The sequence below is a fragment of the Bordetella sp. MIP270_01_BMS genome, from assembly GCF_054958705.1.
In genome coordinates this window covers 3,663,934-3,688,071 of sequence record NZ_CM143297.1, presented here as the reverse complement: position 1 = coordinate 3,688,071, position 24,138 = coordinate 3,663,934, and the positions used below count along the sequence as shown (strand labels likewise).

27 protein-coding genes and 2 riboswitches are annotated in these 24,138 nt (G+C 63.5%); of the genes, 24 read left to right on the top strand and 3 right to left on the bottom strand.

Annotated features, from left to right (window positions below):
* The first annotated feature begins 16 nt into the window (after positions 1–16).
* From ACV17W_RS17350 to ccmI, 18 genes are all read left to right on the top strand, one after another.
* Positions 17–340 carry a c-type cytochrome gene (locus ACV17W_RS17350; protein WP_462593588.1) on the top strand — a complete coding sequence of 108 codons (324 nt, stop codon included), beginning with the start codon at positions 17–19 and terminating at the stop codon, positions 338–340.
* Complete coding sequence (locus ACV17W_RS17345; RefSeq protein ID WP_462593587.1) at positions 337–1,524, top strand: cytochrome D1 domain-containing protein; 1,188 nt, start codon at positions 337–339, stop codon at positions 1,522–1,524. Before ACV17W_RS17350 ends, ACV17W_RS17345 begins: the two co-directional genes overlap by 4 nt.
* Positions 1,508–1,984 carry an Lrp/AsnC family transcriptional regulator gene (locus ACV17W_RS17340; RefSeq protein ID WP_462593586.1) on the top strand — a complete coding sequence of 159 codons (477 nt, stop codon included), beginning with the start codon at positions 1,508–1,510 and terminating at the stop codon, positions 1,982–1,984. Before ACV17W_RS17345 ends, ACV17W_RS17340 begins: the two co-directional genes overlap by 17 nt.
* Complete coding sequence (gene ahbB, locus ACV17W_RS17335) at positions 1,981–2,487, top strand: siroheme decarboxylase subunit beta (RefSeq protein WP_462593585.1); 507 nt, start codon at positions 1,981–1,983, stop codon at positions 2,485–2,487. The genes ACV17W_RS17340 and ahbB (ACV17W_RS17335) overlap by 4 nt, the downstream gene beginning before the upstream one ends.
* Entirely contained in the window at positions 2,480–2,923 is a 444-nt protein-coding gene (locus ACV17W_RS17330; RefSeq protein ID WP_462593584.1) for an Lrp/AsnC family transcriptional regulator, read from the top strand. Before ahbB (ACV17W_RS17335) ends, ACV17W_RS17330 begins: the two co-directional genes overlap by 8 nt.
* Positions 2,898–3,398 (top strand): siroheme decarboxylase subunit beta, encoded by a 501-nt coding sequence (gene ahbB, locus ACV17W_RS17325; protein WP_462593583.1) that lies wholly within the window; start codon positions 2,898–2,900, stop codon positions 3,396–3,398. The genes ACV17W_RS17330 and ahbB (ACV17W_RS17325) overlap by 26 nt, the downstream gene beginning before the upstream one ends.
* A 119-nt stretch (positions 3,399–3,517) precedes the next feature.
* Positions 3,518–4,705 (top strand): heme d1 biosynthesis radical SAM protein NirJ, encoded by a 1,188-nt coding sequence (gene nirJ / locus ACV17W_RS17320; RefSeq protein WP_462593582.1) that lies wholly within the window; start codon positions 3,518–3,520, stop codon positions 4,703–4,705.
* A 20-nt stretch (positions 4,706–4,725) separates the two neighbouring features.
* Positions 4,726–5,592: a uroporphyrinogen-III C-methyltransferase gene (cobA, locus tag ACV17W_RS17315; protein WP_462593580.1), complete on the top strand. Its 867-nt coding sequence runs from the start codon at positions 4,726–4,728 to the stop codon at positions 5,590–5,592.
* Complete coding sequence (locus ACV17W_RS17310; protein ID WP_462593579.1) at positions 5,583–7,067, top strand: cytochrome D1 domain-containing protein; 1,485 nt, start codon at positions 5,583–5,585, stop codon at positions 7,065–7,067. Before cobA ends, ACV17W_RS17310 begins: the two co-directional genes overlap by 10 nt.
* The gene (gene ccmA, locus ACV17W_RS17305) at positions 7,067–7,747 is read left to right on the top strand and encodes a cytochrome c biogenesis heme-transporting ATPase CcmA (protein ID WP_462593578.1); all 681 of its coding nucleotides are present in this window, start codon (positions 7,067–7,069) and stop codon (positions 7,745–7,747) included. The genes ACV17W_RS17310 and ccmA overlap by 1 nt, the downstream gene beginning before the upstream one ends.
* Positions 7,744–8,415 (top strand): heme exporter protein CcmB, encoded by a 672-nt coding sequence (gene ccmB, locus ACV17W_RS17300; protein ID WP_462593577.1) that lies wholly within the window; start codon positions 7,744–7,746, stop codon positions 8,413–8,415. Before ccmA ends, ccmB begins: the two co-directional genes overlap by 4 nt.
* Positions 8,416–8,461: 46 nt before the next feature.
* Complete coding sequence (locus ACV17W_RS17295; protein ID WP_462593576.1) at positions 8,462–9,217, top strand: heme ABC transporter permease; 756 nt, start codon at positions 8,462–8,464, stop codon at positions 9,215–9,217.
* The gene (ccmD, locus tag ACV17W_RS17290; RefSeq protein ID WP_462593575.1) at positions 9,214–9,393 is read left to right on the top strand and encodes a heme exporter protein CcmD; all 180 of its coding nucleotides are present in this window, start codon (positions 9,214–9,216) and stop codon (positions 9,391–9,393) included. The genes ACV17W_RS17295 and ccmD overlap by 4 nt, the downstream gene beginning before the upstream one ends.
* Positions 9,390–9,854 (top strand): cytochrome c maturation protein CcmE, encoded by a 465-nt coding sequence (ccmE, locus tag ACV17W_RS17285; protein WP_462593574.1) that lies wholly within the window; start codon positions 9,390–9,392, stop codon positions 9,852–9,854. The genes ccmD and ccmE overlap by 4 nt, the downstream gene beginning before the upstream one ends.
* Positions 9,851–11,836, top strand: a complete 1,986-nt coding sequence (locus tag ACV17W_RS17280; RefSeq protein ID WP_462593573.1) for a heme lyase CcmF/NrfE family subunit — start codon at positions 9,851–9,853, stop codon at positions 11,834–11,836. The genes ccmE and ACV17W_RS17280 overlap by 4 nt, the downstream gene beginning before the upstream one ends.
* Positions 11,833–12,372 carry a DsbE family thiol:disulfide interchange protein gene (locus tag ACV17W_RS17275; RefSeq protein WP_462593572.1) on the top strand — a complete coding sequence of 180 codons (540 nt, stop codon included), beginning with the start codon at positions 11,833–11,835 and terminating at the stop codon, positions 12,370–12,372. The genes ACV17W_RS17280 and ACV17W_RS17275 overlap by 4 nt, the downstream gene beginning before the upstream one ends.
* Positions 12,369–12,854: a cytochrome c-type biogenesis protein gene (locus ACV17W_RS17270; RefSeq protein WP_462593571.1), complete on the top strand. Its 486-nt coding sequence runs from the start codon at positions 12,369–12,371 to the stop codon at positions 12,852–12,854. The genes ACV17W_RS17275 and ACV17W_RS17270 overlap by 4 nt, the downstream gene beginning before the upstream one ends.
* On the top strand, positions 12,847–13,716 hold the full coding sequence (gene ccmI, locus ACV17W_RS17265) for a c-type cytochrome biogenesis protein CcmI (RefSeq protein ID WP_462593570.1): 870 nt from the start codon (positions 12,847–12,849) through the stop codon (positions 13,714–13,716). Before ACV17W_RS17270 ends, ccmI begins: the two co-directional genes overlap by 8 nt.
* A 39-nt stretch (positions 13,717–13,755) precedes the next feature.
* Here ccmI and gcvP read toward each other — a convergent pair whose 3' ends face one another.
* From gcvP to gcvT, 3 genes are all read right to left on the bottom strand, one after another.
* Complete coding sequence (gene gcvP, locus ACV17W_RS17260; RefSeq protein ID WP_462593569.1) at positions 13,756–16,629, bottom strand: aminomethyl-transferring glycine dehydrogenase; 2,874 nt, start codon at positions 16,627–16,629, stop codon at positions 13,756–13,758.
* Between the two features lie 61 nt (positions 16,630–16,690).
* Complete coding sequence (gcvH, locus tag ACV17W_RS17255) at positions 16,691–17,068, bottom strand: glycine cleavage system protein GcvH (RefSeq protein WP_462593568.1); 378 nt, start codon at positions 17,066–17,068, stop codon at positions 16,691–16,693.
* Between the two features lie 62 nt (positions 17,069–17,130).
* Positions 17,131–18,231, bottom strand: a complete 1,101-nt coding sequence (gcvT, locus tag ACV17W_RS17250) for a glycine cleavage system aminomethyltransferase GcvT (RefSeq protein WP_462593567.1) — start codon at positions 18,229–18,231, stop codon at positions 17,131–17,133.
* 80 nt (positions 18,232–18,311) lie between these two features.
* A riboswitch (glycine riboswitch) is annotated at positions 18,312–18,428 on the bottom strand.
* A gap of 30 nt (positions 18,429–18,458) precedes the next feature.
* Positions 18,459–18,556, bottom strand: a riboswitch (glycine riboswitch).
* 197 nt (positions 18,557–18,753) lie between these two features.
* Between gcvT and ACV17W_RS17245 the strand changes: the two genes are divergently transcribed.
* Genes ACV17W_RS17245 through ACV17W_RS17220 form a run of 6 tightly spaced genes read left to right on the top strand, consistent with a single transcriptional unit; the run spans position 18,754 to position 24,123 of the window.
* Positions 18,754–19,038 carry a 4Fe-4S dicluster domain-containing protein gene (locus tag ACV17W_RS17245; RefSeq protein WP_462593566.1) on the top strand — a complete coding sequence of 95 codons (285 nt, stop codon included), beginning with the start codon at positions 18,754–18,756 and terminating at the stop codon, positions 19,036–19,038.
* Entirely contained in the window at positions 19,035–19,337 is a 303-nt protein-coding gene (locus ACV17W_RS17240; RefSeq protein WP_462593565.1) for a chaperone NapD, read from the top strand. Before ACV17W_RS17245 ends, ACV17W_RS17240 begins: the two co-directional genes overlap by 4 nt.
* Positions 19,328–21,871 (top strand): nitrate reductase catalytic subunit NapA, encoded by a 2,544-nt coding sequence (gene napA / locus ACV17W_RS17235; protein ID WP_462593564.1) that lies wholly within the window; start codon positions 19,328–19,330, stop codon positions 21,869–21,871. The genes ACV17W_RS17240 and napA overlap by 10 nt, the downstream gene beginning before the upstream one ends.
* Position 21,872: 1 nt before the next feature.
* Positions 21,873–22,742, top strand: coding sequence for a ferredoxin-type protein NapG (gene napG, locus ACV17W_RS17230; protein WP_462593563.1), 870 nt, complete (start codon positions 21,873–21,875; stop codon positions 22,740–22,742).
* Entirely contained in the window at positions 22,739–23,671 is a 933-nt protein-coding gene (gene napH / locus ACV17W_RS17225) for a quinol dehydrogenase ferredoxin subunit NapH (protein ID WP_462593561.1), read from the top strand. Before napG ends, napH begins: the two co-directional genes overlap by 4 nt.
* Positions 23,668–24,123: a nitrate reductase cytochrome c-type subunit gene (locus ACV17W_RS17220; RefSeq protein ID WP_462593560.1), complete on the top strand. Its 456-nt coding sequence runs from the start codon at positions 23,668–23,670 to the stop codon at positions 24,121–24,123. The genes napH and ACV17W_RS17220 overlap by 4 nt, the downstream gene beginning before the upstream one ends.
* Positions 24,124–24,138: the final 15 nt, after the last annotated feature.

Below are 24,138 nucleotides of genomic sequence, written 5' to 3'. Positions count from 1 at the left end.
TTCAGAGTGAGATTCCATGGCGCGCTTTTCATTTCTTGCTGCGGCATTCGGGTGCATCTTAGCCGGATGCGCGCTGGCCGGCCTTGCCGCCGCCGAACCCAGTCCGTTGCGACAGCAGCAGCTGGAGCATCTGCTGCGGCAGGACTGCGGATCCTGCCACGGCTTGCGCATGACGGGCGGCCTGGGACCACCACTGACGCGCCAGGCGCTCGCTGGCAAGCCGCGCGACCTCATCATCTCGACAATCACTCACGGACGGCCCGGCACGCCCATGCCAAACTGGGACGCCTTACTTTCCGCGCAAGACATCGTCTGGCTGGCCGAAAGACTTTCTCAATGACATCCATTTCCATGTTGCGTGCCCTGTTGCTCATGCTCGGATTGCTGACCGCCGGTTGCGTGCACACGCCGCCGCGAGGCAGTGGCGATCTCGGCGTTGTCGTCGAACGTTCGGCCGGCAGCCTCATCATTGTCGAAAGCACCAGCATGAGCATCCAGGGCCGCGTGTCGGACTTGGGCGACCTGTCGCACGCTTCGGTGGTTTTCTCGCGCGACCAGCGTTACGCATACGTCTTTGGCCGCGATGGCGGCCTGACCAAGGTTGACCTGCTGTCCAGGCGCATTGCCCGCCGCGTCGTGCAAGGCGGCAACAGCATCGGGGGCGCCATCAGCCAGGACGGAAAGCTCATTGCCGTAGGAAACTACGAGCCCGGCGGAATCAAAGTGTTCGACGCCGAGACGCTCGAAATGGTTGCCGACATCCCGGCCACGCCCGTGCCCGGCACGACCCGACGATCGCGTGTGGTGGGCGTGGTCGACGCCCCAGGCAACAAGTTCGTATACAGCCTGTTCGATACCGGCGAGATCTGGGTCGCTGATTTCAGCCAGCGCGACAAGCCCACGCTTGCCGTTCACGCCGATATCGGAAACCAGCCCTACGACGCACTGTTGACCCCAGACGGCCGTTACTACATTGCCGGGCTGTTTGGCGAGAACGGCATGGCCGAGCTGGACCTATGGCATCCCGAGCGGGGCGTGCGGAGTGTGCTCGGCCACTATGGCCGGGGCGAACAGAAGCTTCCCGTTTACAAGATGCCGCACCTTGAAGGCTGGACCGTGGCAGGGCGCCAGACCTTCGTTCCGGCGGTGGGACGGCATCAGGTACTGGTCATGAGCACCGGCGACTGGCTGCAGGAGGGAGCCATTGACGTGGCAGGGCAGCCAGTCTTTGTCATGGCCCGCCCCGACGGACGCCAGGTCTGGGTGAACTTCGCTTATCCCGACAATCATAAGGTGCAGGTCATCGACACCGAAACCCGCCGTGTCATCGCTACGCTAGAGCCAGGACCAGCGGTGCTGCACATGGAGTTCACCTCCCGTGGCGACCAGCTGTGGATTTCCGTACGTGATGGTGACGAAGTACAGGTGTGGGATCCCTACCGTCTTGAAAAAATCATGCGATTGCCTGCAGCCGGGCCTAGCGGCATTTTCTTCAGCAGCCGAGCGCATGCAACAGGTCTGTAGCACGCAGCTGGACGGTCTGGCATTCGCCGCCGCGAACGCCTACCAACACGATATGCCTCTATGTTCAAGGCCTTACCTTGCCATGGCGCGCCAACTGGGCTGTACCGAACACGAACTGATCGAATGCCTGAGCGAACTGAAGCGGGGGGGAATACTCAGCCGGGTCGGCCCGGTGTTCGACCATCGACAGGCCGGCGCGAGTACGCTGGCGGCGCTGGCGGTGCCGGCCCACGCCCTCGACGCCGTGGCGGCAGTTATCAGCCTCTATCGCGAAGTCAACCACAACTATCGTCGCTCGCACCATTACAACCTGTGGTTCGTCATCACCGCGCCCAGTCGGCAACGCATCGACGAGATCCTGCATGAAATCGAAATGACGACAGGCTTGCAACCGCTTGACCTACCCATGCTGCATGCCTTCCGGCTCGATCTCGGCTTTCCTCTGGGTGCCACGCCGTGACGCCACCCCCAGTCACGGCGCCGCAGGCCGCACACCTGAGGCGCTTGCTCGAAGCAGGCCTGCCGCTGGTGGCGCGGCCCTATAGAACGCTCGCCGAGCAGATCGGTGCCAGCGAAGATGCGGTCATCGAGCAAGTTCGAGAATGGAATGCCATCGGCCTGTTCCGACGGGTAGGCCTGGTATTGCACCATCGCGCACTGGGTTACGCGGCTAACGCAATGCTGGTAATAGATGTTCCCGACCATCTCGTTGAACAGGCGGGTTCGCAGCTTAGCCAGGCACCTGGCGTCAACCTTTGCTATCTAAGACCTCGCCGGCCGCCCAATTGGCCGTATAACCTGTTTTGCATGGTGCACGGCCGCCAGCGTGAGGCGGTTCGGAATCGTATTGAGCAGATCCTGCGCGACTCCGATCTGCATCGGCTGCCCCACTGCCTGCTGTTCAGCACGCGGGCTTTTAAACAGTGCGGGGGACGCTACACCGAGGGCACACCTCATGGATGAACTCGATAAACGCCTGCTCAACAGGCTGCAACGCGGCCTGCCTCTGGTCGGAAGGCCCTGGGACGCCATAGCCGCCGAACTGAACATTCCGTCGAGCGTTGCGCGCGAGCGCGTGAGGCATTGGCTGGACGACGGCACACTGACCCGATTCGGCCCCATGTTCGACATTGAGCCACTGGGAGGCGCCTTCACCCTGGCTGCCCTGCGCGTACCAGAGTGGCGTATCGACGAGATCGCCGAGTGGCTGGCCAGCATGCCTGAAGTCGCTCATAACTATTTGCGAGAACATGCCTGGAACATGTGGTTTGTGCTGGCATGCGCCTCGCACCATGAAATCGGTCGAACGATAGCGCGCATAGAACAGCGCACCGGACTCCATGTACTTAACCTGCCCAAAGAGGCAACCTACCATGTCGGCCTGCATTTCGCCGTCTGACGCTGAGCTTGCAGAGCGTCTCATCCACCTCACCGGCGCTGGGCTGCCATTGGTCGACGACCCGTGGTCCTGGATAGGTGCCAAGCTCGATCTGAGTCCCAATGCAGCGCTGGCGCTGATGCATCGGTTGCAGGACGCCGGTGTCATACGGCGCGTCGCCGCGGTCCCCAACCACTATCGCCTTGGCTACCGCTATAACGGCATGACGGTCTGGGACGTCGACGACGAAAGAATCGATCGCCTGGGCAGGCAAGTCGGCGCTTTGCCGTTCGTCAGCCATTGCTATAGGCGACCCCGCCGCCAGGCGTGGCGCTACAACCTGTACGCGATGGTTCATGGGCGCAGCGACGATGAGATCCGGCAGTACCGCGACTCCATACGAAATCTGCTCGGCCGCGCCGCGCTGGCGGACGACATGCTCGTCAGCAGCCGCATATTGAAGAAGAGCGGCTTGCGTTTGGCGCCGCCGCGTTAGGCCGACTCGAAAGGCAGCGGATCTTATTGTTTCCGGTCAAGGCGTACCGGGCATGCCTCGGCGATGCTGCGCACATGCCAGCGGCGGGCCCAGACCGGGTGCCGCGCCTTGAGAATCCCATGCTGAGAATCAGTCATTACCTGCGCGCTCTCGCCGTTTCCGGTGCCCCTCCAACTCCTACCGCCGTTACGCCTTGTTCGCGCCCGCCCGTGGTGATCTGGAATCTGCTGCGCCGTTGCAACCTGACCTGCAAGCACTGTTATGCCACCTCGGCCGACAGTCCTTTCCGCGACGAGCTCGACACATGCGAGGCGTTGCACGTCATCGACGATCTGCATGCGGCCGGCGTTCGCGTGCTCATTCTATCGGGGGGCGAACCCTTGTTGCGCGATGATATTTTCCAGTTGGCAAGGCATGCCCGCGATCTGGGCTTCTTCGTCGTGCTGTCCAGCAACGGCACGCTGATCGATGAGCACAATATCGATCGAATATCGACGGCGCAGTTTGATTATCTTGGCATCAGCATCGACGGCCTGCCTGCGGTGCACGATGCATGGCGCCAGAAGGAGGGCAGTTTCGATGCAGCAATGAACGCCATCCGCCTCTGCCGCGAACGCGGCATCCGGGTTGGTCTGCGCACCACGCTGACCCAATACAACGCCCAGCAATTGCCCGCCATACTCGACTTGATGCGGGCGCATGACGTCCAGAAGTTCTATCTTTCGCATCTGAACTATAGCGGCCGTGGCAAACGCAGCAGCAAATTCGATGCGCAGCATCAGACAGTTCGCGATTCCGTGCATCTGCTGTTCGAACGCGCGTGGGACGACATTTCGGCCGGCCGCGACACCGACTTCGTCACCGGCAACAACGACGCCGACGCCATACTGCTTCTGCAATGGGTGCGCAGCCGCATGCCGCAACATGCCGACCGGCTGGAAGCCATGCTGCGTGCATGGGGCGGTAACGCGGCTGGCAGCGGAATCGCCAACATCGACAACACAGGGGATGTTCACCCTGACACGTACTGGTGGCAGCACCGGGTGGGTAACGTTCGGCGCCAACCGTTTCGCGAAATCTGGGTTGACCATCCTCACCCTTTGCTGCTGCAACTCAGGATCCACCCACGCCAGGTAACCGGGCGCTGCGCGCGCTGCCGATGGCTACCGATCTGCAATGGAAATACCCGCACACGTGCCTGGGCCGCCGGCGACGTCTGGGGCTCCGATCCTGGATGCCATCTCACCGACGCCGAGATCGGCGTCGCCGAATCCGGCCCACCCCCCTCCGCATTGCATTCCGGCTGACTCGCGACGCCGACATCACCATGACTCTTCCAGAAAGCGCCCTGCCTCACTCGATTACCCTGCCCGCCTCATTACACCGCTCGTTCCGTCCCGGCGAAGTCGCCTTGGTAGGAGCAGGTCCAGGCGACCCCGGGCTGCTTACCGTGGCGGCATATAGCCTGCTGTGGCAGGCCGATGCACTGGTCTATGATCGCCTGGTCAGCCAAGCTGTACTCGATCTCGTTCCGACAAGCTGCCGCCACTATTACGTGGGCAAATCCAGCGGTCGCCACAGCTTGCCGCAAGGCGAGATCAACGAACTGCTCGTGCGCCTGGCGCGCCATGGAATGCGCGTGGTGCGCCTGAAAGGCGGCGATCCGTTCATATTCGGTCGAGGGGGGGAAGAGCTCGACTTTCTCATCGCGCATGGCGTCGACTGCCAACTCGTGCCAGGCATTACTGCCGCATCCGGCTGCACCAGCTACGCCGGCTTACCGCTGACCTATCGCGGCCTGGCACATTCCTGCCAGTTCATTACCGGTCATAGCCACCACGACGGAAAGCTGGATTTGCCATGGCACACCATGATAGATGCGGGCTGTACGCTCGTTTTCTACATGGGCCTGGCCAGCCTGGAGGAGATCTCTCGAGAACTGGTCGCCGCCGGCCGGCCCATTGATACGCCGGCCATGCTTGTGTTCAACGGCACGCGCCCTGATCAGCGCACCGTGTCGGGGTCCCTGGGAACGCTGGGCGAGATGGGTCGCCATCAACGCCAAGGCGCACCCATGCTCACCATTGTCGGTCACGTCGTGGCCCTGCTCAACGACCGAGATGTAGAGTATCCCGCCCGGCTGCGCGCCAATCTGCAACCCACCCCCGCGACTACGGAACACCTATGCGGATAGGCGCCATTGCGATAGGGCTTACGATCTTTCTGACAGGTGGCCCGGCGCTGGCCCGCGATGCCGCGCAGCTTTATGAGCAGCACTGTCAAAGTTGCCACGGGGCCGATAGGCTTGGCGGCACCGGCCCGGCGCTGCTTCCTGAAAGCCTGGCGCGGCTGAAGCGCGCCGAAACCGTGCTGACCATTCAGAATGGCCGGCCCGCGAGCCAGATGGTTGGTTATAGCCAGGTGCTCGAGCCCGGCCAGATCAACGCACTGGTGGACCATCTGTATCAACGCCCGGCCAAGGCCCCCGTATGGAACGAAGACGACATCCGCGCCAGTCACCGGCAACTGGTTGACACCCGCACACTGGCTGCCTCTGCACAACACGGCGCCGATCCCCATAACCTTTTTGTAGTCGTGGAAGCGGGCAACCATCACGTCGTCATACTCGACGGCGACAGCTTCGAGACGCTGGCGCGCTTCCCGTCTCACTTTGCCCTGCATGGCGGCCCGAAGTTCTCTCCCGATGGCCGCTATGTCTATTTCGCGTCGCGCGATGGCTGGGTGAGCCTGTATGACCTGCACAATCTCACTATGGTTGCCGAAGTTCGCGCCGGCCTGAACACCCGCAACCTGGCGGTCAGCAGCGATGGTAAGTGGGTGCTGGTAGGCAATTATCTGCCCGGAGGCCTGGTGCTGCTCGACGCACGCGATCTGTCCCTGGCCCGTCGCATCGAAACGCCCATGGCAGATGGCATGCAATCGCGCGTGAGCGCCGTGTACACCGCACCGCCGCGGCGCAGCTTTGTGGTGGCCCTGAAAGATGTCCAGGAAATCTGGGAAATTCCTTACGACGGGCAGTCTGATGTCACGCCGCGCCGAATTCCAACGCAAGACATCCTCGACGATTTTTCATTCACCCCTGATTACCGATACTTGCTTGCGACGTCGCGCAAGGCTCAGGGTGGGCAGGTGGTAGATCTCGATACTGGCACCACCACCAAGGACATTGCCCTGCCCGGCATGCCCCACCTGGGATCAGGCATCTATTGGCAGAGAGGTTCGGACTGGGTGTTCGCCACGCCGAACATCAGCCAGGGCCTGATCTCTGTGCTGGACATGCAGACCTGGCAGCTGATCAAGCAAATCCCCACTGAAGGCCCGGGGTTTTTCATGCGCAGCCACCGCAATTCGCGCTACGCCTGGACCGATGTGTTCTTCGGCCCCAACAACGACGCCGTGCACCTCATCGATAAGCAATCCCTCGAAATCGCGCACACCCTGCGCCCGATGCCGGGAAAGAACGCCGCCCATGTTGAGTTCACGCGCGACGGGCGGCATCTATTGTTGAGCGTATGGGACGCCGACGGCGCACTGATTGCCTACGACAGCAATACCCTGCAGGAAATCAAGCGCATTCCCATGAACAAGCCCTCTGGAAAGTACAACGTCGGCAACAAGATCGAGTACGCAGAGGGCACTTCCCATTGATGCCAGGCATGCCCGGCCTGCACGGTACCTCGCGTACCGCATCCCGTGCTTCCGATCCGGTGCTCGCGGTACAAGGCATGAGCTGTCGACGTGGCGACCGATTGCTGTTCCGGCGTCTCAGTCTGCAACTGCATTTCGGAGACATGCTGCATGTCAGCGGCCCCAACGGCAGCGGCAAGACCAGTCTGCTACGACTCTTGGCCGGCCTGCTGAACCCGACATCAGGGCGTATTCGTTGGTCCATCACACCTGAGCCCGAGGAATACCCCCCGCGCTCTCTGCTATGGATCGGCCACGCCGCGGGCATCAATGGCCTGCTCACTCCCTATGAAAACCTGGCTTGGCTGGGCGCGCTGCATGGGCAGCCCAGCCGCACCGCACCCATGCATGCCCTTGATCGGGTCGGCCTGCTCGGCTTCGAACACCTGCCTTGCCATGCCTTGTCCGCCGGACAGCAGCGGCGCGTGGCGCTCGCGCGTCTGTACCTGCCGCACGCCGCGTCCGTCTGGATCCTGGATGAACCTTTCACCTCGTTGGACCGGCGCGGCGTAGCGCAACTGGAAGACCGCTTGGTCCGGCACTGCGCCGATGGCGGGGTCGTGGCCCTGACCAGTCATCACCAACTCGAACACCGTCCGTGCACGTACCGCCAACTTGATCTCGGACAGTACGCGCCATGAGCAGCGTCTTTATCCTCCTATTCATTCGTGAGCTGAAACTGCTATGCCGCCGACCCGCGGAACTCGCCATCCCACTCGCTTTCTTCACCCTGGTCAATACCCTGTTTCCTTTGGCCGTAGGGCCCCAGAACCAGCTGCTGCAACGCATGGCGCCCGGCGTGCTTTGGGTGGCCGCCCTGCTGGCCGTGCTGCTCTCGCTCGACGGCCTGTTCCGCAGCGACCTCGACGATGGCACGCTCGAACAATGGCAGCTATCCACCCATCCTCTTTCTCTGCTGGTATCCGCAAAATTGCTGGCTCACTGGCTTTGCAACGCCCTCCCTTTGATAGCGCTTGCACCGGCCTTGGCATTGGCACTGGGAATGCCGGCTGCCTTTGTTGGCACGTTAGTGTTGTCGCTCGCGCTGGGCACGCCCGTGCTCAGTTTGCTAGGCGCCGTCGGGGCCGCACTCACGGCGGGCCTGCGGCGCGGCGGGCTTTTGCTGGCGTTGCTGATTCTGCCGCTGTATATCCCGGTGCTGATCCTGGGCAGTGGCGCGGTTCTGGCGGCAACACAGGGGCTTTCGCCGGCGGGGCACCTGCTCTGGCTGGCCAGCCTCATGGCCCTCACCGTGACGCTCGCACCCTTTGTCGTAGCGGCCGGCCTCTCTATCAGCATCCGCGAGTGACAACATTCGTGCCGCGACGCAACCTTTGCGCCTAGCAAGCCATCTCATGAATATTCGCCGGCTGCATCGATGGGCATCGCCCAAATGGTTCTACGTCATGAGCGGCCGCCTGCTGCCCTGGCTGGCCGGTGCAAGCATCGTGCTGCTCGCCTTGGGGTTGGGCTGGGGCCTGCTCTTCGCACCGCCCGACTACCAGCAAGGACACAGTTTTCGCATTGTCTACGTACACGTCCCGGCAGCAATGCTAGGTCAATCCATTTACGTCCTGCTGGCGGCGGCAGGATCCGTCAGCCTGGTCTGGAAGCTGAAGCTCGCCGACATCGCGTTGCAACAGGCCGCGCCCCTGGGTGCATGGATGACGCTTATCGCGCTGGTCACCGGTTCGTTATGGGGTAAACCCACATGGGGTACCTATTGGATATGGGACGCCCGCCTTACGTCGATGCTGATTCTGCTGTTCCTCTACCTGGGCGTCATTGCCCTCGGCCAATCCATCCGCAACTCTCAAAGTGGCGCACGGGCCTGCGCACTGCTCGCGGTGGTGGGTGTCGTGAATATACCCATCATCAAGTACTCGGTCATCTGGTGGAACACCTTGCACCAGCCTGCCACCTTCACCCTTGCCGAAAAACCCGCCATGCCGCCTCAGATGTGGGTGCCGCTCTTGCTGGCCGTACTTGGATTCTATTGCTTCTTCGCAACGGTGCTGGTGGCGCGCATGCGCATCGAGACACTGAAGCGCGAATCGGATGCCCGCTGGGCAAGCATCGAAATCACCCGCCTCACTCTTTGCCGCTCATGAACGTGTTTGCCGATTTCCACGAACTCCTGAACATGAATGGCCATGGGCCCTACGTCTGGCTCTCGTATGGCATAGCGTTGGCGCTGCTGGGCTGGAACGCAGCAGTGCCTGTGCTGACGCGCCGTCGATACCTCAAGGCGCAAACACGCCGACGACTATGTGAGGCCAACCGATGAATACATGTCGGAAACGGCGCGGGTTGCTGCTCGCCGTGCTGGTCTGTGGCGCTGCCGCTGCGATAGGCCTCGCGCTGGTCGCCCTGCAGCGGAACATCAACCTGTTCTACACCCCCAGCCAGATTGCCGCCCACGAGGCTCCCCCATCGACGCGTATTCGGGTCGGCGGCCTGGTGCAGGAAGGTTCAGTGTTGCGATCGCCGGATACGCTGGCAGTTCAGTTCGGCATTACCGACGGCGCACATCAGGTTGACGTGCATTATCAGGGCATCTTGCCCGACTTGTTCCGCGAAGGCCAGGGCATCGTCGCCCTGGGGCAGCTCGATTCCGACGGAAGGCTAAAGGCCGATGAGGTCTTGGCCAAGCACGATGAGAACTACATGCCCCCTGAAGCGGCGCATGCCCTTGAAGCCGCCGGAGCCGCCGCGCAATTTGGGGCCTCTCGGGAGCCACGACCATGATCCCCGAACTGGGTCTGCTTTCGCTGGGCCTGGCGCTCTGCCTCGCCACGGTGCAGGCCTGCCTGCCGCTGATCGGCGCCTGGCGTCGCAATGCGCGCTGGATGAGCTCGGCCGCGCCGATGGCGTGGGGCCAGATGCTATTCCTTACGGCCGCCTTCGCAGCGCTCGCACACGCATTTCTTACCAATGACTTCTCGGTCGCCTATGTAGCGCGCAATGCGAACAGCGCGCTGCCCTGGTACTACAAGTTCAGTGCCATCTGGGGTGCGCACGAAGGCTCACTGCTGCTGTGGGCCTGGTTGCTGTCCGGCTGGACCTGCGCGGTATGCGCGGGGTCGCGGAATCTGCCTCGTACGCTGCGCGCGCGCGTACTGGCCGTGATGGGCATGGTCAGCACAGGATTCTTGTTGTTTCTCATCGCCACCTCCAATCCTTTCGTCCGCCTGCTGCCCGATGCGCCTCTCGAAGGCAATGATCTCAATCCCCTGCTGCAGGATTTCGGACTTATCGTCCACCCTCCCATGTTGTATATGGGATACGTTGGCTTCTCGGTAGCTTTTGCCTTTGCCGTGGGCGCCCTGCTCGACGGCCGTATCGATGCGGCATGGGCCCGGTGGACACGGCCCTGGACACTCGTCGCCTGGTCGTTTCTGGGCTTGGGCATTGCACTGGGATCCTGGTGGGCCTATTACGAGTTGGGCTGGGGCGGCTGGTGGTTCTGGGATCCCGTCGAGAACGCCTCGTTTATGCCGTGGCTGGTGGGCACGGCACTGATTCATTCGCTGGCAGCGACTGAAAAGCGCGGAGTCTTCAAGAACTGGACGCTACTACTGGCCATCGCGGCGTTTGCCCTGAGCTTGCTGGGTACATTCCTGGTGCGCTCAGGCGTGCTGACCTCGGTACATGCCTTCGCTACGGATCCGACACGCGGCGTCTTCATTCTTTGCTTCCTGCTGATGGTGGTGGGCGGCTCGTTAACCTTGTTCGCCGTGCGCGCCCCCGGGCTAGCCACCCATGTCAGCTTCGGCCCGTTTTCCCGCGAGACGCTGCTGCTGGTCAACAACCTGCTTTTGTCGGTGGCCGCGGCCATGATCCTGCTGGGTACCTTGTACCCCTTGTTGCTCGATGCGCTCGTCGGCGCCAAACTTTCCGTGGGCCCGCCCTATTTCAATACCTTGTTCCTGCCGTTGATGGCTGCCCTGATGGCCGCCACGGCGCTGGGCGTGGCAGCGCGCTGGAAGCAGACGCAGGCACGCTGGCTGGTGCGGATGCTGCGCCCGGTGCTGGCGGCCAGCATCGTGCTGGCGATCGGCGCGGCACTCACTGCGGTCAATGCCCCGTGGGCTGTGGGTACCGTATGTCTGTTGGCAGCGTGGATCGTCCTGGGTGGCATGCGGGATATCGTGGACAAGACACGTCACCTGAACCCCTGGCAGGCCCGGTCACTACGCTTGCCGGCGCTGGGGGCAAGTTACTGGGCCATGCAGCTGGCGCACCTGGGCCTCGCCGTCTGCGCCGTGGGCGCAGTCTTGAATGGCGTGGGCAGCATCGAGCGCGACCTTCGCATGGCACCGGGCGACGCCGTCGAGCTCGCCGGCTATCGCTTCGTATTCGAAGGAACTGTGCCGCATCAAGGTCCCAACTACACAGCGGAACGCGGCCGCATGAAGGTACTGCAAGGCGATGCACTGATAGGCATTCTGTATCCGGAAAAACGGTCGTACAGCATGCAACAAGCGCCCATGACGGAAGCCGGCATCAAGGCGGGGCTGACAAAAGACCTGTTTGTCGCGCTGGGCGAGCCGCTGGGTGAAGGCGCCTGGGCGGTTCGCGTGCATGTGAAGCCGTTTGTCCGATGGATCTGGATCGGTGCCTTGCTCATGGCCCTGGGTGGCATGGTGGCAGCCGCAGACCGCCGCTATCGTCGCCGCGCCAAGCACCCCGCGCGCACCCCTGCATCTCCAGCGAGGCGCCCAACATGAAGTATTTGCTGCGCGTGGCTCCACTGGCCCTGTTCCTGGGAATGGCCGTATTGCTGTTTCGCGGCCTGTTCCTGGATCCCGCACGCTTGCCGTCGGCACTGGTGGGCAAACCCTTTCCGGATTTTTCATTGTCGGCGCTGGACGACAACACACGCATCCTGACCCGCCAGGACCTGCTGGGGCGGCCTGCCCTGGTCAACGTCTGGGCGACGTGGTGCCCCTCATGCCGCCAGGAGCACGCCATGTTGAACCGTTTGGCCGAGAAAGGGGTTGTCATTCACGGCGTGAACTACAAGGACGAACGTGCGGCGGCGCAACGCTGGCTGCGCACCCTGCAAGATCCGTACCACCTGAATATCGAAGACGCTGCCGGCGCGCTGGGACTGAATCTGGGCGTGTATGGCGCCCCCGAAACCTTCGTGCTGGACGCGCGCGGCATCGTACGCGCCCGCCATGCCGGTGTGGTCGACGACGAAGTCTGGCGTAACGAGCTGGAACCGCTGTATCGACGGCTTATCGAAGAGGCCTCGCAATGAAACCGGGTGTTCTGGCGACTGGTTTGCTTTGTCTGGGCCTGATGGGCGCGGCACACCCGGCTATCGAAACATACGGGTTCAGATCTGAAGCAGAGCGGGCCCGCTACCGGGACCTGGTGGAAACCTTGCGCTGCCCCAAGTGCCAGAACCAGAACATTGCCGACTCGAATGCGCCCATCGCAAACGATCTCCGTTCCGAAGTGCGTCGCCTTCTGGACATGGGCCAGAGCGACCAGCAGATCATCGACTTCATGGTCGAACGCTACGGCGACTTCGTGCTTTACGACCCGCCTTTCGACATACGCACGCTGTTACTCTGGCTGGGGCCAGGGGCGTTGCTGCTTGCCGGCGCCTTGACGCTGCATGCCAGGGTGGCGCGGGCACGCACTAGTCATCACCTCGATACCTTATCCGACGGCGATCGCCGGCGCCTGGCGGAACTATTGCGCGACGCGGACGCCTCGACGACTATCCATGATTGATTTTTGGCTACCCGCCGCGCTGCTGATGACCGTGGCCGCCGGCTTCGTGCTGATGCCTTTGCTACGCAGGCCCGACGCCTGCGCAGGCGTCGATCGCGGCAGCGAGAACATCGCGTTGTACCAAGAGCGCCTTCACGCGCTGCAGGCGCAGCATCGCGCCGGACTACTGAGCAAGCAGCAGCTTGCCGCCGCAATCACCGAGACAGCCCGCCTGCTGCTCGACGATACCCGCGATGATCCCGTGCCGATGCCGGCATCGAAAGCCGGCGTGGGGTGGGTGCTGGTCGCAGCGCTGCTGGTGCCATTGGGCGGCGCCGCCACATATCTGCATTGGGGGTCACTTGATGACGTGCTGCAAGCGCGCCAGTGGGCCAGTCATGCGCAGAACATCGGGGAGCTTACCGAGCGCCTGGAGACGTCGATGGCAGCGCGGCAAGACTCGCCTGAAGCCTGGTTCATGCTTGGCCGCACCTACATGGCCCAAGGCCGCCACGCCGAAGCGGCACAGGCATTCGAACGCGCCGCAGTGCTGGCTGGACGCCCCGCCGACCTGCTCGGGCAATGGGCACAGGCACGCTACTTCGCCGATGGGCAACAGTGGTCGGCCGAACTGCAGGCGCTGGCCGACGAAGCCCTGGCGCTGGACCCGGCCGAAACCACCAGTCTGACCCTGGCGGGCATGGCTGCCTTCGAGCGGGCCCACTACACGGACGCGGTGGCCTACTGGGAACGCCTGGCTGCGGCCCTCTCCGCGGATGACCCCGGCCGGGCCACCATTATCGAGGCTATCGCACGGGCACGGGCGTTGGCGGCGTTGCCATCCAATGACGCGCACGAAACGCCAGGACCAAGCCCACGCTGAGCGTCATTCGAAGGGGCGCCGCGAATCGGCGCCCCGGTGTCAAGCGTACGCTTCAACAGGCAGGCAGGCGCAGACCAGGTTGCGATCACCATACGCGTTGTCTACGCGTGCCACCGGTGGCCAGTACTTGGTATCGCGCAACGATGCCACAGGATAAGCCGCTTGCTGCCGCGGATAGTCGTGCAGCCAATCCTCTGCCAGCAGCATCTGCGCGGTGTGCGGGGCGTTCTTCAGGACGTTGTCGTCGCGGTCACGTTCCCCACGCTCGATCTGGGCGATTTCTTCACGTATGGAGATCATCGCTTCGATGAAACGATCGAGTTCCGCCAGGCCCTCGGATTCGGTGGGTTCTACCATCAGGGTGCCGGCTACGGGAAAACTCATGGTGGGGGCGTGGAAGCCGTAGTCCATCAGGCGTTTCGCGATGTCTTCGGCGCTGATCCCGCTGCTTTCTTTCAAGGGCCGGACATCGAGAATGCATTCGTGCGCCACACGGCCATTACGACCCGCATACAGCACGGGGTAATGATCGCGCAATCGCGCCGCCACGTAGTTGGCGTTGAGAATGGCCACCTCGGTGGCACGGCGCAGGCCGTCGGCACCCATCAATGCGATATACGCATACGAAATCGGCAAAATGCCGGCTGAGCCGAATGGCGCTGCGGACACGGGGCCGACCAGGCTGTCTGCATCGAGCTTGCCCTGCGCATTCATGACGCCAGGCAGGAACGGCACCAGATGCGAGCGAACGGCAACAGGGCCCACGCCCGGGCCGCCGCCGCCATGGGGAATGCAGAAAGTCTTGTGCAGGTTGAGGTGGGACACGTCTGAGCCGAACAGGCCGGGACGCGCGACGCCCACCATCGCGTTCATGTTGGCGCCGTCCAGGTAGACCTGTCCACCGGCTTCGTGCACGAGGTCGCAGATCTCGGTGATGGATTCTTCGAACACCCCATGCGTCGAGGGGTAGGTGATCATCAATGCAGCCAGCCTGTCGCCCACCTGAGCCAGCTTGGCACGCAGATCAGCGAGATCGACGTTGCCTTGAGAATCGGACGCCACGACCACGACATCCATACCGGCCAGCTGGGCCGATGCCGGATTGGTGCCGTGGGCCGAGGCGGGAATCAGGCACACATTGCGCTGGAGCTGGCCATTGGCCCGGTGGTATCCACGGATGGCCAGCAGGCCGGCGTATTCGCCTTGCGCGCCCGAGTTGGGCTGCAGACTGATTCCGTCATAGCCGGTGATTTCGCACAGCGCTGCCGAGAGGCGCTCGACCAGTTCGCGATAACCGGCCGTCTGGTCGGGCGGGGCGAACGGATGGATCTGGGCGAATTCAGGCCAGGTGATGGGAATCATCTCGGCCGTGGCGTTGAGCTTCATGGTGCAAGAGCCCAGCGGGATCATGCTGCGGTCAAGCGCGAGGTCTTTGTCGGACAGCTTGCGCAGATAGCGAAGCATGTCGGTTTCGGAGCGTACGCTGGAAAAGACAGGATGAACCAGGATGCCGCCCCGGCGCCGCAAGGCGGCAGGAATACCGGCAGGCTCGCCGTCTTCCGAACCCTGATCGTCGACAATCAGGTCGTCTTTCTGCAAAGCGGCGGCGAATACGTTAATCAGCGTTTGCAGGTCGGTGGCGGTGACTGTTTCATCGAGGGACACGGCCAGGCGTGCTCCGTCGACCCGGCGCAGGTTGATGCGCTCGCAATCGGCCGCCTGCACAATGGCTGGCGTGGCCGCCCCGGTTTCAAGCAGCAGCGTGTCGAAGTAGGTGTCGTTCACCACTTTGATGCCCAGCTGGCCCAAAGCCGAGCGGAGCACGGCCGTATAGTGATGTACGCGCGCAGCAATGCGCCGTATGCCTTCGGGACCATGCCAGACGGCATACAGCCCCGCCATCACCGCCAGCAGCACCTGGGCGGTGCAGATGTTCGACGTGGCCTTCTCGCGGCGGATGTGCTGTTCGCGCGTTTGCAACGCCAGTCGCAGGGCGGGATTGCCCTGAGCGTCTTTCGAGACGCCGACCAGGCGACCCGGCATGTTGCGCTTGTAAGCGTCCTTGCAAGCCATGAACCCGGCATGCGGACCGCCGAACCCGAACGGCACGCCGAAGCGCTGCGACGTTCCCACGGCAATGTCTGCACCCCACGAACCGGGTGGCTCCAACAGCGCCAGAGCCAGCAGATCGGTGGCGCATGCCACCACGGCGCCCTGGGCATGTGCGGCCTGGGCCAGCGCCCGGTAGTCGGCGACGCCACCCAGACTGTGCGGGTATTGCAACAGCACACCGAAGCAGTCGGGCAGACCCTGCGATTCATCGCCCACCACGATCTCGATGGCCAGCCCTTCGGCGCGCGTGCGCACGACCTCGATGGTCTGCGGGTGGCAATGCGTCGATACGAAGAAGACCGCACTGGCCGATTTCGAACCGCGTCGCGCCAGGGTCATGGCTTCGGCGGCGGCGGTGCCTTCATCGAGAAGTGACGCGTTGGAGATGTCCAGGCCGGTGAGATCTGCGACCATGGTCTGATAGTTGAGCAAGGCCTCGAGCCGCCCTTGCGAAATCTCGGGCTGGTATGGCGTATAGGCGGTATACCAGGCCGGGTTCTCGAGCACGTTGCGCAGCACCACGTTGGGCGTGTGCGTGCCGTAGTACCCCTGACCGATGTAATTGCGGTAGATGCGATTGCGCCCTGCCACCGCCTTCAGGTCGGCCAGCACATCGGGTTCGCTGCGCGACTGTGGCAGCGCCAGCGGGCCTTCGCTGCGGATGGCCGGCGGCACTACTTCTTTCAGCAGGCTTTCCAGGCTGTCGCAACCGACGGCAGCCAGCATCGTCTGCTGCTCGGCATCGGTAGGACCAATGTGACGGGGGATGAAATCGGTGTGGGGATCTAGGGCGCGCGACATGGGAAATCTCGGGTGCGTAAAAATAACCGCGCGGACCTGCGGCCGCGCGGCCTGTGCCAGGTCAGCCGTTGGCGACGGCTTCGTAGCCGGCTGCGTCGAGCAGGTTCTCGACCTCGGCGGCGTCGTCAGGCTTGATCTTGAAGATCCAGGTGGAGAAGGCGGATTCGTTGATCAGATTCGGCGTGGCTTCGAGCTCTTCGTTGAAGGCCACGATTTCGCCCGACACCGGCGCATAGATGTCGGATGCGGCCTTGACCGACTCGACCACGCCGGCCGTTGCGCCGGCCTTCAGTTTTGCGCCGACGGTGACGTCGCCGACGAAGACCAGGTCGCCCAATTGTTCCTGGGCGTTATCGGTGATGCCGACGAGATAGACGTCGCCCTCGGCTTTGACCCATTCGTGGGATTCGGTGTATTTACGGTCGGTGGGCAGGCTCATGGAAGCTCCTTGGATGGGAAATGCGCGCATGCGCCGGCACCCAGCCGGCGCATGATGGCAGTTTACGGGTGTTCGACCGCCTTGCCATGGCGCACGAACGGCAATTTGCATACCAGGGCGGGAACCCGCTTGCCGCGTATCTCGACTTCGACGGACTGCCCGGCCTGCACCCCCAGGGGAACCCGGGCAAAGGCGATAGAGACGCCGAGTGTCGGCGACATCGTGCCGCTGGTGATCTCGCCGGTGCCCTGGGATGTGTGCACCGCCATGTGGGCGCGCATGACGCCTCGGTCCTGGAGCTTCAGGCCGACGAACCCGCAGGGCGTCGCGAACTGCTCGAGAGCCTCGCGCCCGACGAACCGACGGGCTGGATCCTTGAGCGAGACGGTCCAGTTCAGGCCGGCCTGGTCGGGTTGGGTAAGCTCGTCCATGTCCTGGCCGTAGAGATTCATGCCGGCCTCGAGGCGCAGCGTGTCGCGCGCTCCCAGGCCGCAGGGCCGAACCCCATGTGCGGCCAGGTCGTTCCAGAGCGCCACCACCTGCGTGGCCGGCAGCACGAGTTCAAAGCCGTCCTCGCCCGTATAACCGGTACGTGCCACCAGGGTGTGATCTTCGACCTGCGCCGCCACAAAGGGAGACAGGGTTTCGGTGGCCGCCCGCCAGGCTGGCCGGGCCGCCCAGACCTTCTCGCGGGCATTGGGCCCCTGCACGGCCACCATGGCCAGATCGCGGCGGGGCGAGATGCTTACATCGAAACTGCCCGCACGAGCCACGCGCTGCATCCAGGCGATGTCTTTTTCGGCCGTGCCGGCGTTGACCACGACGCGCCACTGGTCAACGGCAAAGAAATAGACGATGAGGTCGTCGATGATGCCGCCGCAAGGGTTCAGCATGCAGCTGTACAGCGCCTTGCCCGGCACAGTAAGCCGCGCCACATCGTTGGCGACCAGCCGCTGCAGATACACGATGGCATCAGACCCGGTTATGTCGACATTAAGCATGTGCGACACGTCGAACATGCCGGCATCCTGGCGCACGGCATGGTGTTCCTCAAGCTGTGACCCATAGGCCAGCGGCATGTCCCAGCCGCCGAAATCGACCATGCGAGCGCCGGCGGCGACGTGGGTTTCGGCTAGCGGAGTACGTTTGAGGGTGGCGGACATGGACAGGCTCCGGTGCGGCGGCATCGCCAGGGTTACGGAATATGCCGGCCTGGAACGGAAGCCCCAGGATCCAGCTGGATTTCCGCCCCTCTGTCCTTTTGCCTGAGAGTTGCCCCGTGCTTGCGCGCGGGTTTGCACCTTCGGCGCCTGGACCACGCACGGAATTCGGCGCGCCAGGTCTCTCCAGAGTGCTGTTTCAGCCCTGCGGCGACGTAGCCAGCCGGGGCCGATGCATTGCGGTATGGGTTACCTGAGCGATTCCGGGCGAATTGCGCCTTCGGCGGCGGCAGTGGGGAACACGGCCGCTCTCTCCCGCGACTTGCATGACAGCGGCCTGAAGCATACATCGAAAGCCCGGCCCGGAAAAGCGAAGCCGGCGGCGCCCAGCGTCTTCCTGTTCAGGGAGCCCGTATCCAGGCTAATTGACGCCCCGCAAGAACGCCCCAGCCGTCTTGACTGCAGTCAAGGGCGGGCCAGGACCCAGTACCCATAATCCCCTACAGGTTTTAAGGGATTATGGACATGGGGTTCACGAGGCGCCAGCTGCTGACCGGCAAGCCCACCAGGGTGGTATCGCACCGCTTCCTGCGCCCGGGCACCTGGCAGGCCCGGGTGGCCGAAACCTGCCTGGCCCTCCACGGTGTGCAATGCCAGGTTTGCCGCGACAGCTGCCCGGAAGACGCCATTTCCTTTCGCCGCCAACCCGGCGGCCCCGCCCACCCCACGATACAGGCAGCACGCTGCACCGGATGCGGACACTGCCTGCCCGCCTGCCCCGTCAAGGCCCTGCGCCCGGACCCCGCATGAGAATCGCCAGCCTGGTATTGCGCATTGCAGCGCCCCACCTGCCCGCAGCGCGTACCGCGCTGGCGGCGATAGCCGGCGTGCAACTGCACGCCCACGACGTCACGACGGGCACGCTTGTCGTCACGGTTGAAGACGGCCCGGGGTACAGCACGGCCGATTCCATCCTCGCCGTGCACAAGGTTCCATACGTTCTGTCCACCACCCTGGCGTACGAGTACGGCGATGACGACGCGTCGCCAGAGTGCCCGTCCCCCGTTTCCCCCGACTCCCGGCACAGAGAGCTTCCATCATGTCATTGAACCGACGCGAATTCATCAAGACCCACGCCGTGGCTGCCGCCGCCGCCACCGCCGGCATGAGCCTGCCGGGGCCCGCACTGACGCAGACGAACGCCTCGCCGCTGCAAGTGCGCTGGGACAAGGCACCGTGCCGTTTCTGCGGCACCGGGTGCTCGGTGCTGGTGGGCGTGCAGAACGAAAAGGTCGTCGCCACCCAGGGTGACCCGGACGCCCCGGTGAACCGAGGCCTGAATTGCATCAAGGGCTATTTTCTGTCGAAGATCATGTACGGCGCCGACCGGCTGACCCGCCCGCTCTTGCGCAAGACCAACGGCGAATACGACAAGAATGGCGAATTCGAGCCCATAAGCTGGGACGAAGCCTTCGACGTCATGGCCCAGAAATGGAAGCAGGCGCTCGCCACCGGAGGGCCCGATGCCATTGCCATGTTCGGATCGGGCCAGTGGACCATCTGGGAAGGCTATGCCGCCGCCAAGCTGTTCAAGGCTGGTTTCCGAAGCAACAACCTCGACCCAAACGCCCGCCATTGCATGGCGAGCGCAGTGGTGGGCTTCATGCGCACCTTCGGCATCGATGAACCCATGGGCTGCTACGACGACATCGAGCAAGCCGATGCGTTCGTGCTGTGGGGGTCAAACATGGCCGAAATGCACCCCATACTCTGGAGCCGCATCACCGACCGCCGCCTGACGCATCCGGGCAGCGAAGTGCATGTGCTCTCGACATTCGAACACCGCAGCTTCGAACTCGCCGACAACGGCATGATCTTCGTACCCCAGACCGACCTGGCCATCCTCAACTACCTTTGCAATTACCTGATAGAGAACGACAAGGTCGACCACGAATTTGTTGCAAAACACGTAAATTTCAAGACCGGCGCCACCGACATCGGGTATGGGCTACGCCCCAACGATCCGCGCGAACAATCGGCCAGCGCCAACGGCTATCCGGGCGCCGACGGAGCCCCGAAGGGAGACCCGGGCGCCGCTGCCGCCAGCACCTACGAAGCATTCGCCGCCTTCGTATCCACCTATACGCTGGACTACACCGCCAAGTTGTCTGGCGTGCCGCCCGAACGCCTGCAGCGCATGGCCGAGCTCTACGCCGACCCCGCCAAGAAGATCGTGTCGTTCTGGACCATGGGCTTTAACCAGCACTCGCGTGGCACGTGGGTCAACAACATGATCTACAACGTACACCTGCTCACGGGGAAGATCTCACGCCCCGGTTGCGGTCCTTTCTCGCTGACGGGCCAGCCATCGGCCTGCGGCACGGCGCGCGAGGTCGGCACCTTCGCCCACAGACTGCCGGCCGACATGGTGGTGGGAAACCCCGCCCATAGAAAAATCGCCGAACAGCTTTGGCAGCTGCCTGAGGGCACGATTCCGTCGAAGGTCGGCCTTCATGCCGTGGCGCAAAGCCGTGCGCTGAAAGACGGCAAGCTCAAATGCTATTGGACGTCGACCACCAACAACATGCAGGCCGGCCCCAACATCAACGAAGAAATCTATCCGGGCTGGCGAAATCCTGAAGCGTTCGTCGTGGTGTCCGACCCCTACCCCACGGTGTCGGCTCTGTCGGCCGACCTGATTCTGCCGACGGCCATGTGGGTGGAAAAAGAAGGCGCGTATGGCAACGCGGAACGCCGCACCCAGTTCTGGCGCCAGCAGGTGCCCGCGCCCGGCGAATCACGCTCGGACCTGTGGCAATACCTGGAGTTTTCCAAGCGATTCCTCGTAGATGAAGTCTGGCCGGGCGAGCTGCTGGACAAGCATCCCGGCTACCGCGGCAAGACCCTGTACGACGTGCTGTACGCCAATGGCGTGGTCGACCGGTACCCATTGACCGACGTGGCTGCGGTGAACCAGCACGCCATCGATGGCTACATGAACGACGAATCGCAGCACTTCGGTTTTTATGTGCAGAAAGGCCTGTTCGAAGAGTATGCGCAGTTTGGCCGCGGGCACGCCCACGACCTGGCGGATTTCGATCTGTATCATCGCGCGCGCGGCCTGCGCTGGCCCGTGGTGGAGGGCAAGGAAACATTGTGGCGTTTCCGCGAAGGGTACGACCCCTACGTGAAGGCCGGCGAAGGCGTGCGCTTCTACGGCCATAAAGATGGTCGCGCCATTATCTTCGCCCTACCCTACCAACCGCCCGCCGAGGTGCCCGACCAGGAATATGACCTGTGGCTATGTACCGGACGGGTGCTCGAGCACTGGCATACCGGCTCGATGACCCGCCGCGTGCCCGAACTGCATCGCGCCGTGCCGCAGGCCGTGCTGTTCATGCATCCCGACGACGCGAAGCAGCGGGGCCTGCAACGGGGGATGCAGTGCAGGGTCGCCTCGCGTCGCGGCGAGGTCCACGCCAGCATCGAAACACGCGGACGCAACAAGCCACCCCGCGGCCTGGTCTACATGCCGTTCTTCGACGAAGGGCGTCTGGTCAACAAGCTCACGCTCGATGCCACCTGCCCCCTATCGAAAGAAACCGATTTCAAGAAGTGCGCGGTTAAAGTTCTGAAGGCGTAACGTGACATCGTCCACCACGGCGCGCTGCGCGCTTTCTGTACGCGATGGCCGCTCGAGCGGCATCCCGGCATCCGAGCCGACTCCGCCGCGCGAGCCGGCCGAAAGGCCAGACGGCTCTTCGCCGGGCGGGCGGCGGCAATTCCTGCAGCAGTCCGCGGCGGCGCTGGGTGGCGCCTGTGTCATGGCGCTGGGCCTGGGCCTGTATTCGCGACAGGCCGCCACGATGCAGGCCACCGCCTTGCGCCCCCCCGGAGCCCTGGCCGAAGCCGACTTCCTGGCGGCTTGCGTACGCTGCGGTCTGTGTGTGCGGGCCTGCCCTTACGACACATTGAAGCTGGCCGACCTGGGCCAGCATGTGCCGCTGGGTACGCCGTACTTCGACGCTCGCAGCGTGCCCTGCGAAATGTGCGACGACATCCCCTGCTTGCCCGCTTGCCCTACCGGGGCGCTGGACCACGCCCTGACCCACATCGAAGACGCGCGCATGGGTCTGGCCGTCCTGGTCGACCAGGAAACCTGCCTGAATTTCCAGGGTCTTCGGTGCGATGTGTGCTACAGGGTGTGCCCCCTCATCGACCAGGCCATCACGCTCGAACGGCAACACAATCCGCGCTCTGACCGCCATGCCATGCTATTGCCCACCGTGCATTCCGACCACTGCACCGGGTGTGGCAAATGCGAACAGAGCTGCGTATTGCCGGGGGCGGCCGCCATCAAGGTTCTGCCCCATTCACTGGCACAGGGGTCGTCGGCCGGCCATTATCGGAAGGGCTGGGAAGAGGCCGAGAAAGCGGGCGGCTCGGTCATAGGCGAGCAAATCCATTTGCCGGTTCACGGCCTGGACGGCATACCTGCCGGCGATACGCCATGACACCACTACCCGCTAAACCCAAGCGCCCGAACGTGGCAGGGCGCAACCCCACCGCGGCAGCCGTTGCAGGCAAAGGCTGGTGGCGCGCCCATCGATGGTTACTGCTGCGGCGCGGCGTGCAGCTCGGCCTGCTCGCCGTGTTCCTGCTGGGCCCCCTTACGGCATGGCTGGCGCGGCATGGCTGGCTCGCCGACGCCTGGTGGCCGGTCAAGGGCAACCTTTCTTCCAGCCTGACACTCGACTGGCTGCCTCTGACCGATCCATACCAATTGCTGCAGAGCCTGGCGGCAGGCCATGTGCCGCTGGCCGCCGCCTTGATCGGCGCGCTTGTGGTGGCGGGGTTTTATTTCTTGTTCGGCGGCCGCCTGTATTGCTCGTGGGTGTGCCCGGTGAACCCTGTAACCGACTCGGCGGCGTGGCTGCGCCGCAAACTCAGGATACGCCCGACCGGCCGCACGCCACCCAAGGCGCTGAGGGTGTGGCTGCTGGCTGGCACCTTGCTCACCTCGGCCGTGACTGGCGCGATCGCCTGGGAATGGGTGAACCCGGTGTCGCAGCTGCACCGTGCGCTTGTCTTCGGCAACGCCGCCGTATGGCCGCTGCTGCTGGGCATTTTCATATACGACCTGCTGGTTGCGCCGCGCGGCTGGTGCGGCCATGTTTGTCCGGTGGGCGCCTTTTACGGCCTGCTGAACCGGCGTGCGCTGCTGCGCGTGAATGCGGCGGGGCGCGCCAGATGCGACGACTGCATGGACTGCTACAGCATCTGCCCCGAGCCTCAGGTGATCCGGCCGGCCTTGAAGGGCGCAGGCCAGCGTCATCCCGTCATTCTTGACGCCGACTGCACGGCCTGCGGACGCTGCGTCGACGTCTGTCCCCAGCACGTATTCCAACTGAGCCACCGGTATCGCCACAGGAGTCAAACATGAAACGCGCCTTGTACCAGACCGCATTCGGCCTGCTCGCGGCCCTGATGATCGCCATGCCATCGGTGGCGGCCGAGCCGCCGGCAGCCGTGAAAAGCCTGCGCGAAGCGCCTGTCTCCGCCAGCGACAATCCGGTGGAACACTATCGGCAGGAACTCGACAACGGCGCCCCCCTGCCGCGCGATTTCGTACAGCAGCCGCCGCTGGTTCCCCATGCGAGCAGCAGCTACCAGATCAGCCTCAAGTTCAATAAATGCCTGGACTGCCACGGCTGGGCCCGCGCCCAGGCAACCCGGTCACCCAAGATATCCATCACGCATTTTCGCGACGCGCAAGGCCGCGAGCTGTCTTCGGTAAGTCCATCGCGCTACTTCTGCATGCAGTGTCACGTGACCCAGAGCGATGCCAGGCCGCTGGTCGACAACACGTTCCAGCGCGTGCCCGGACTGAACTGAGCGAGCGTGCGTCAT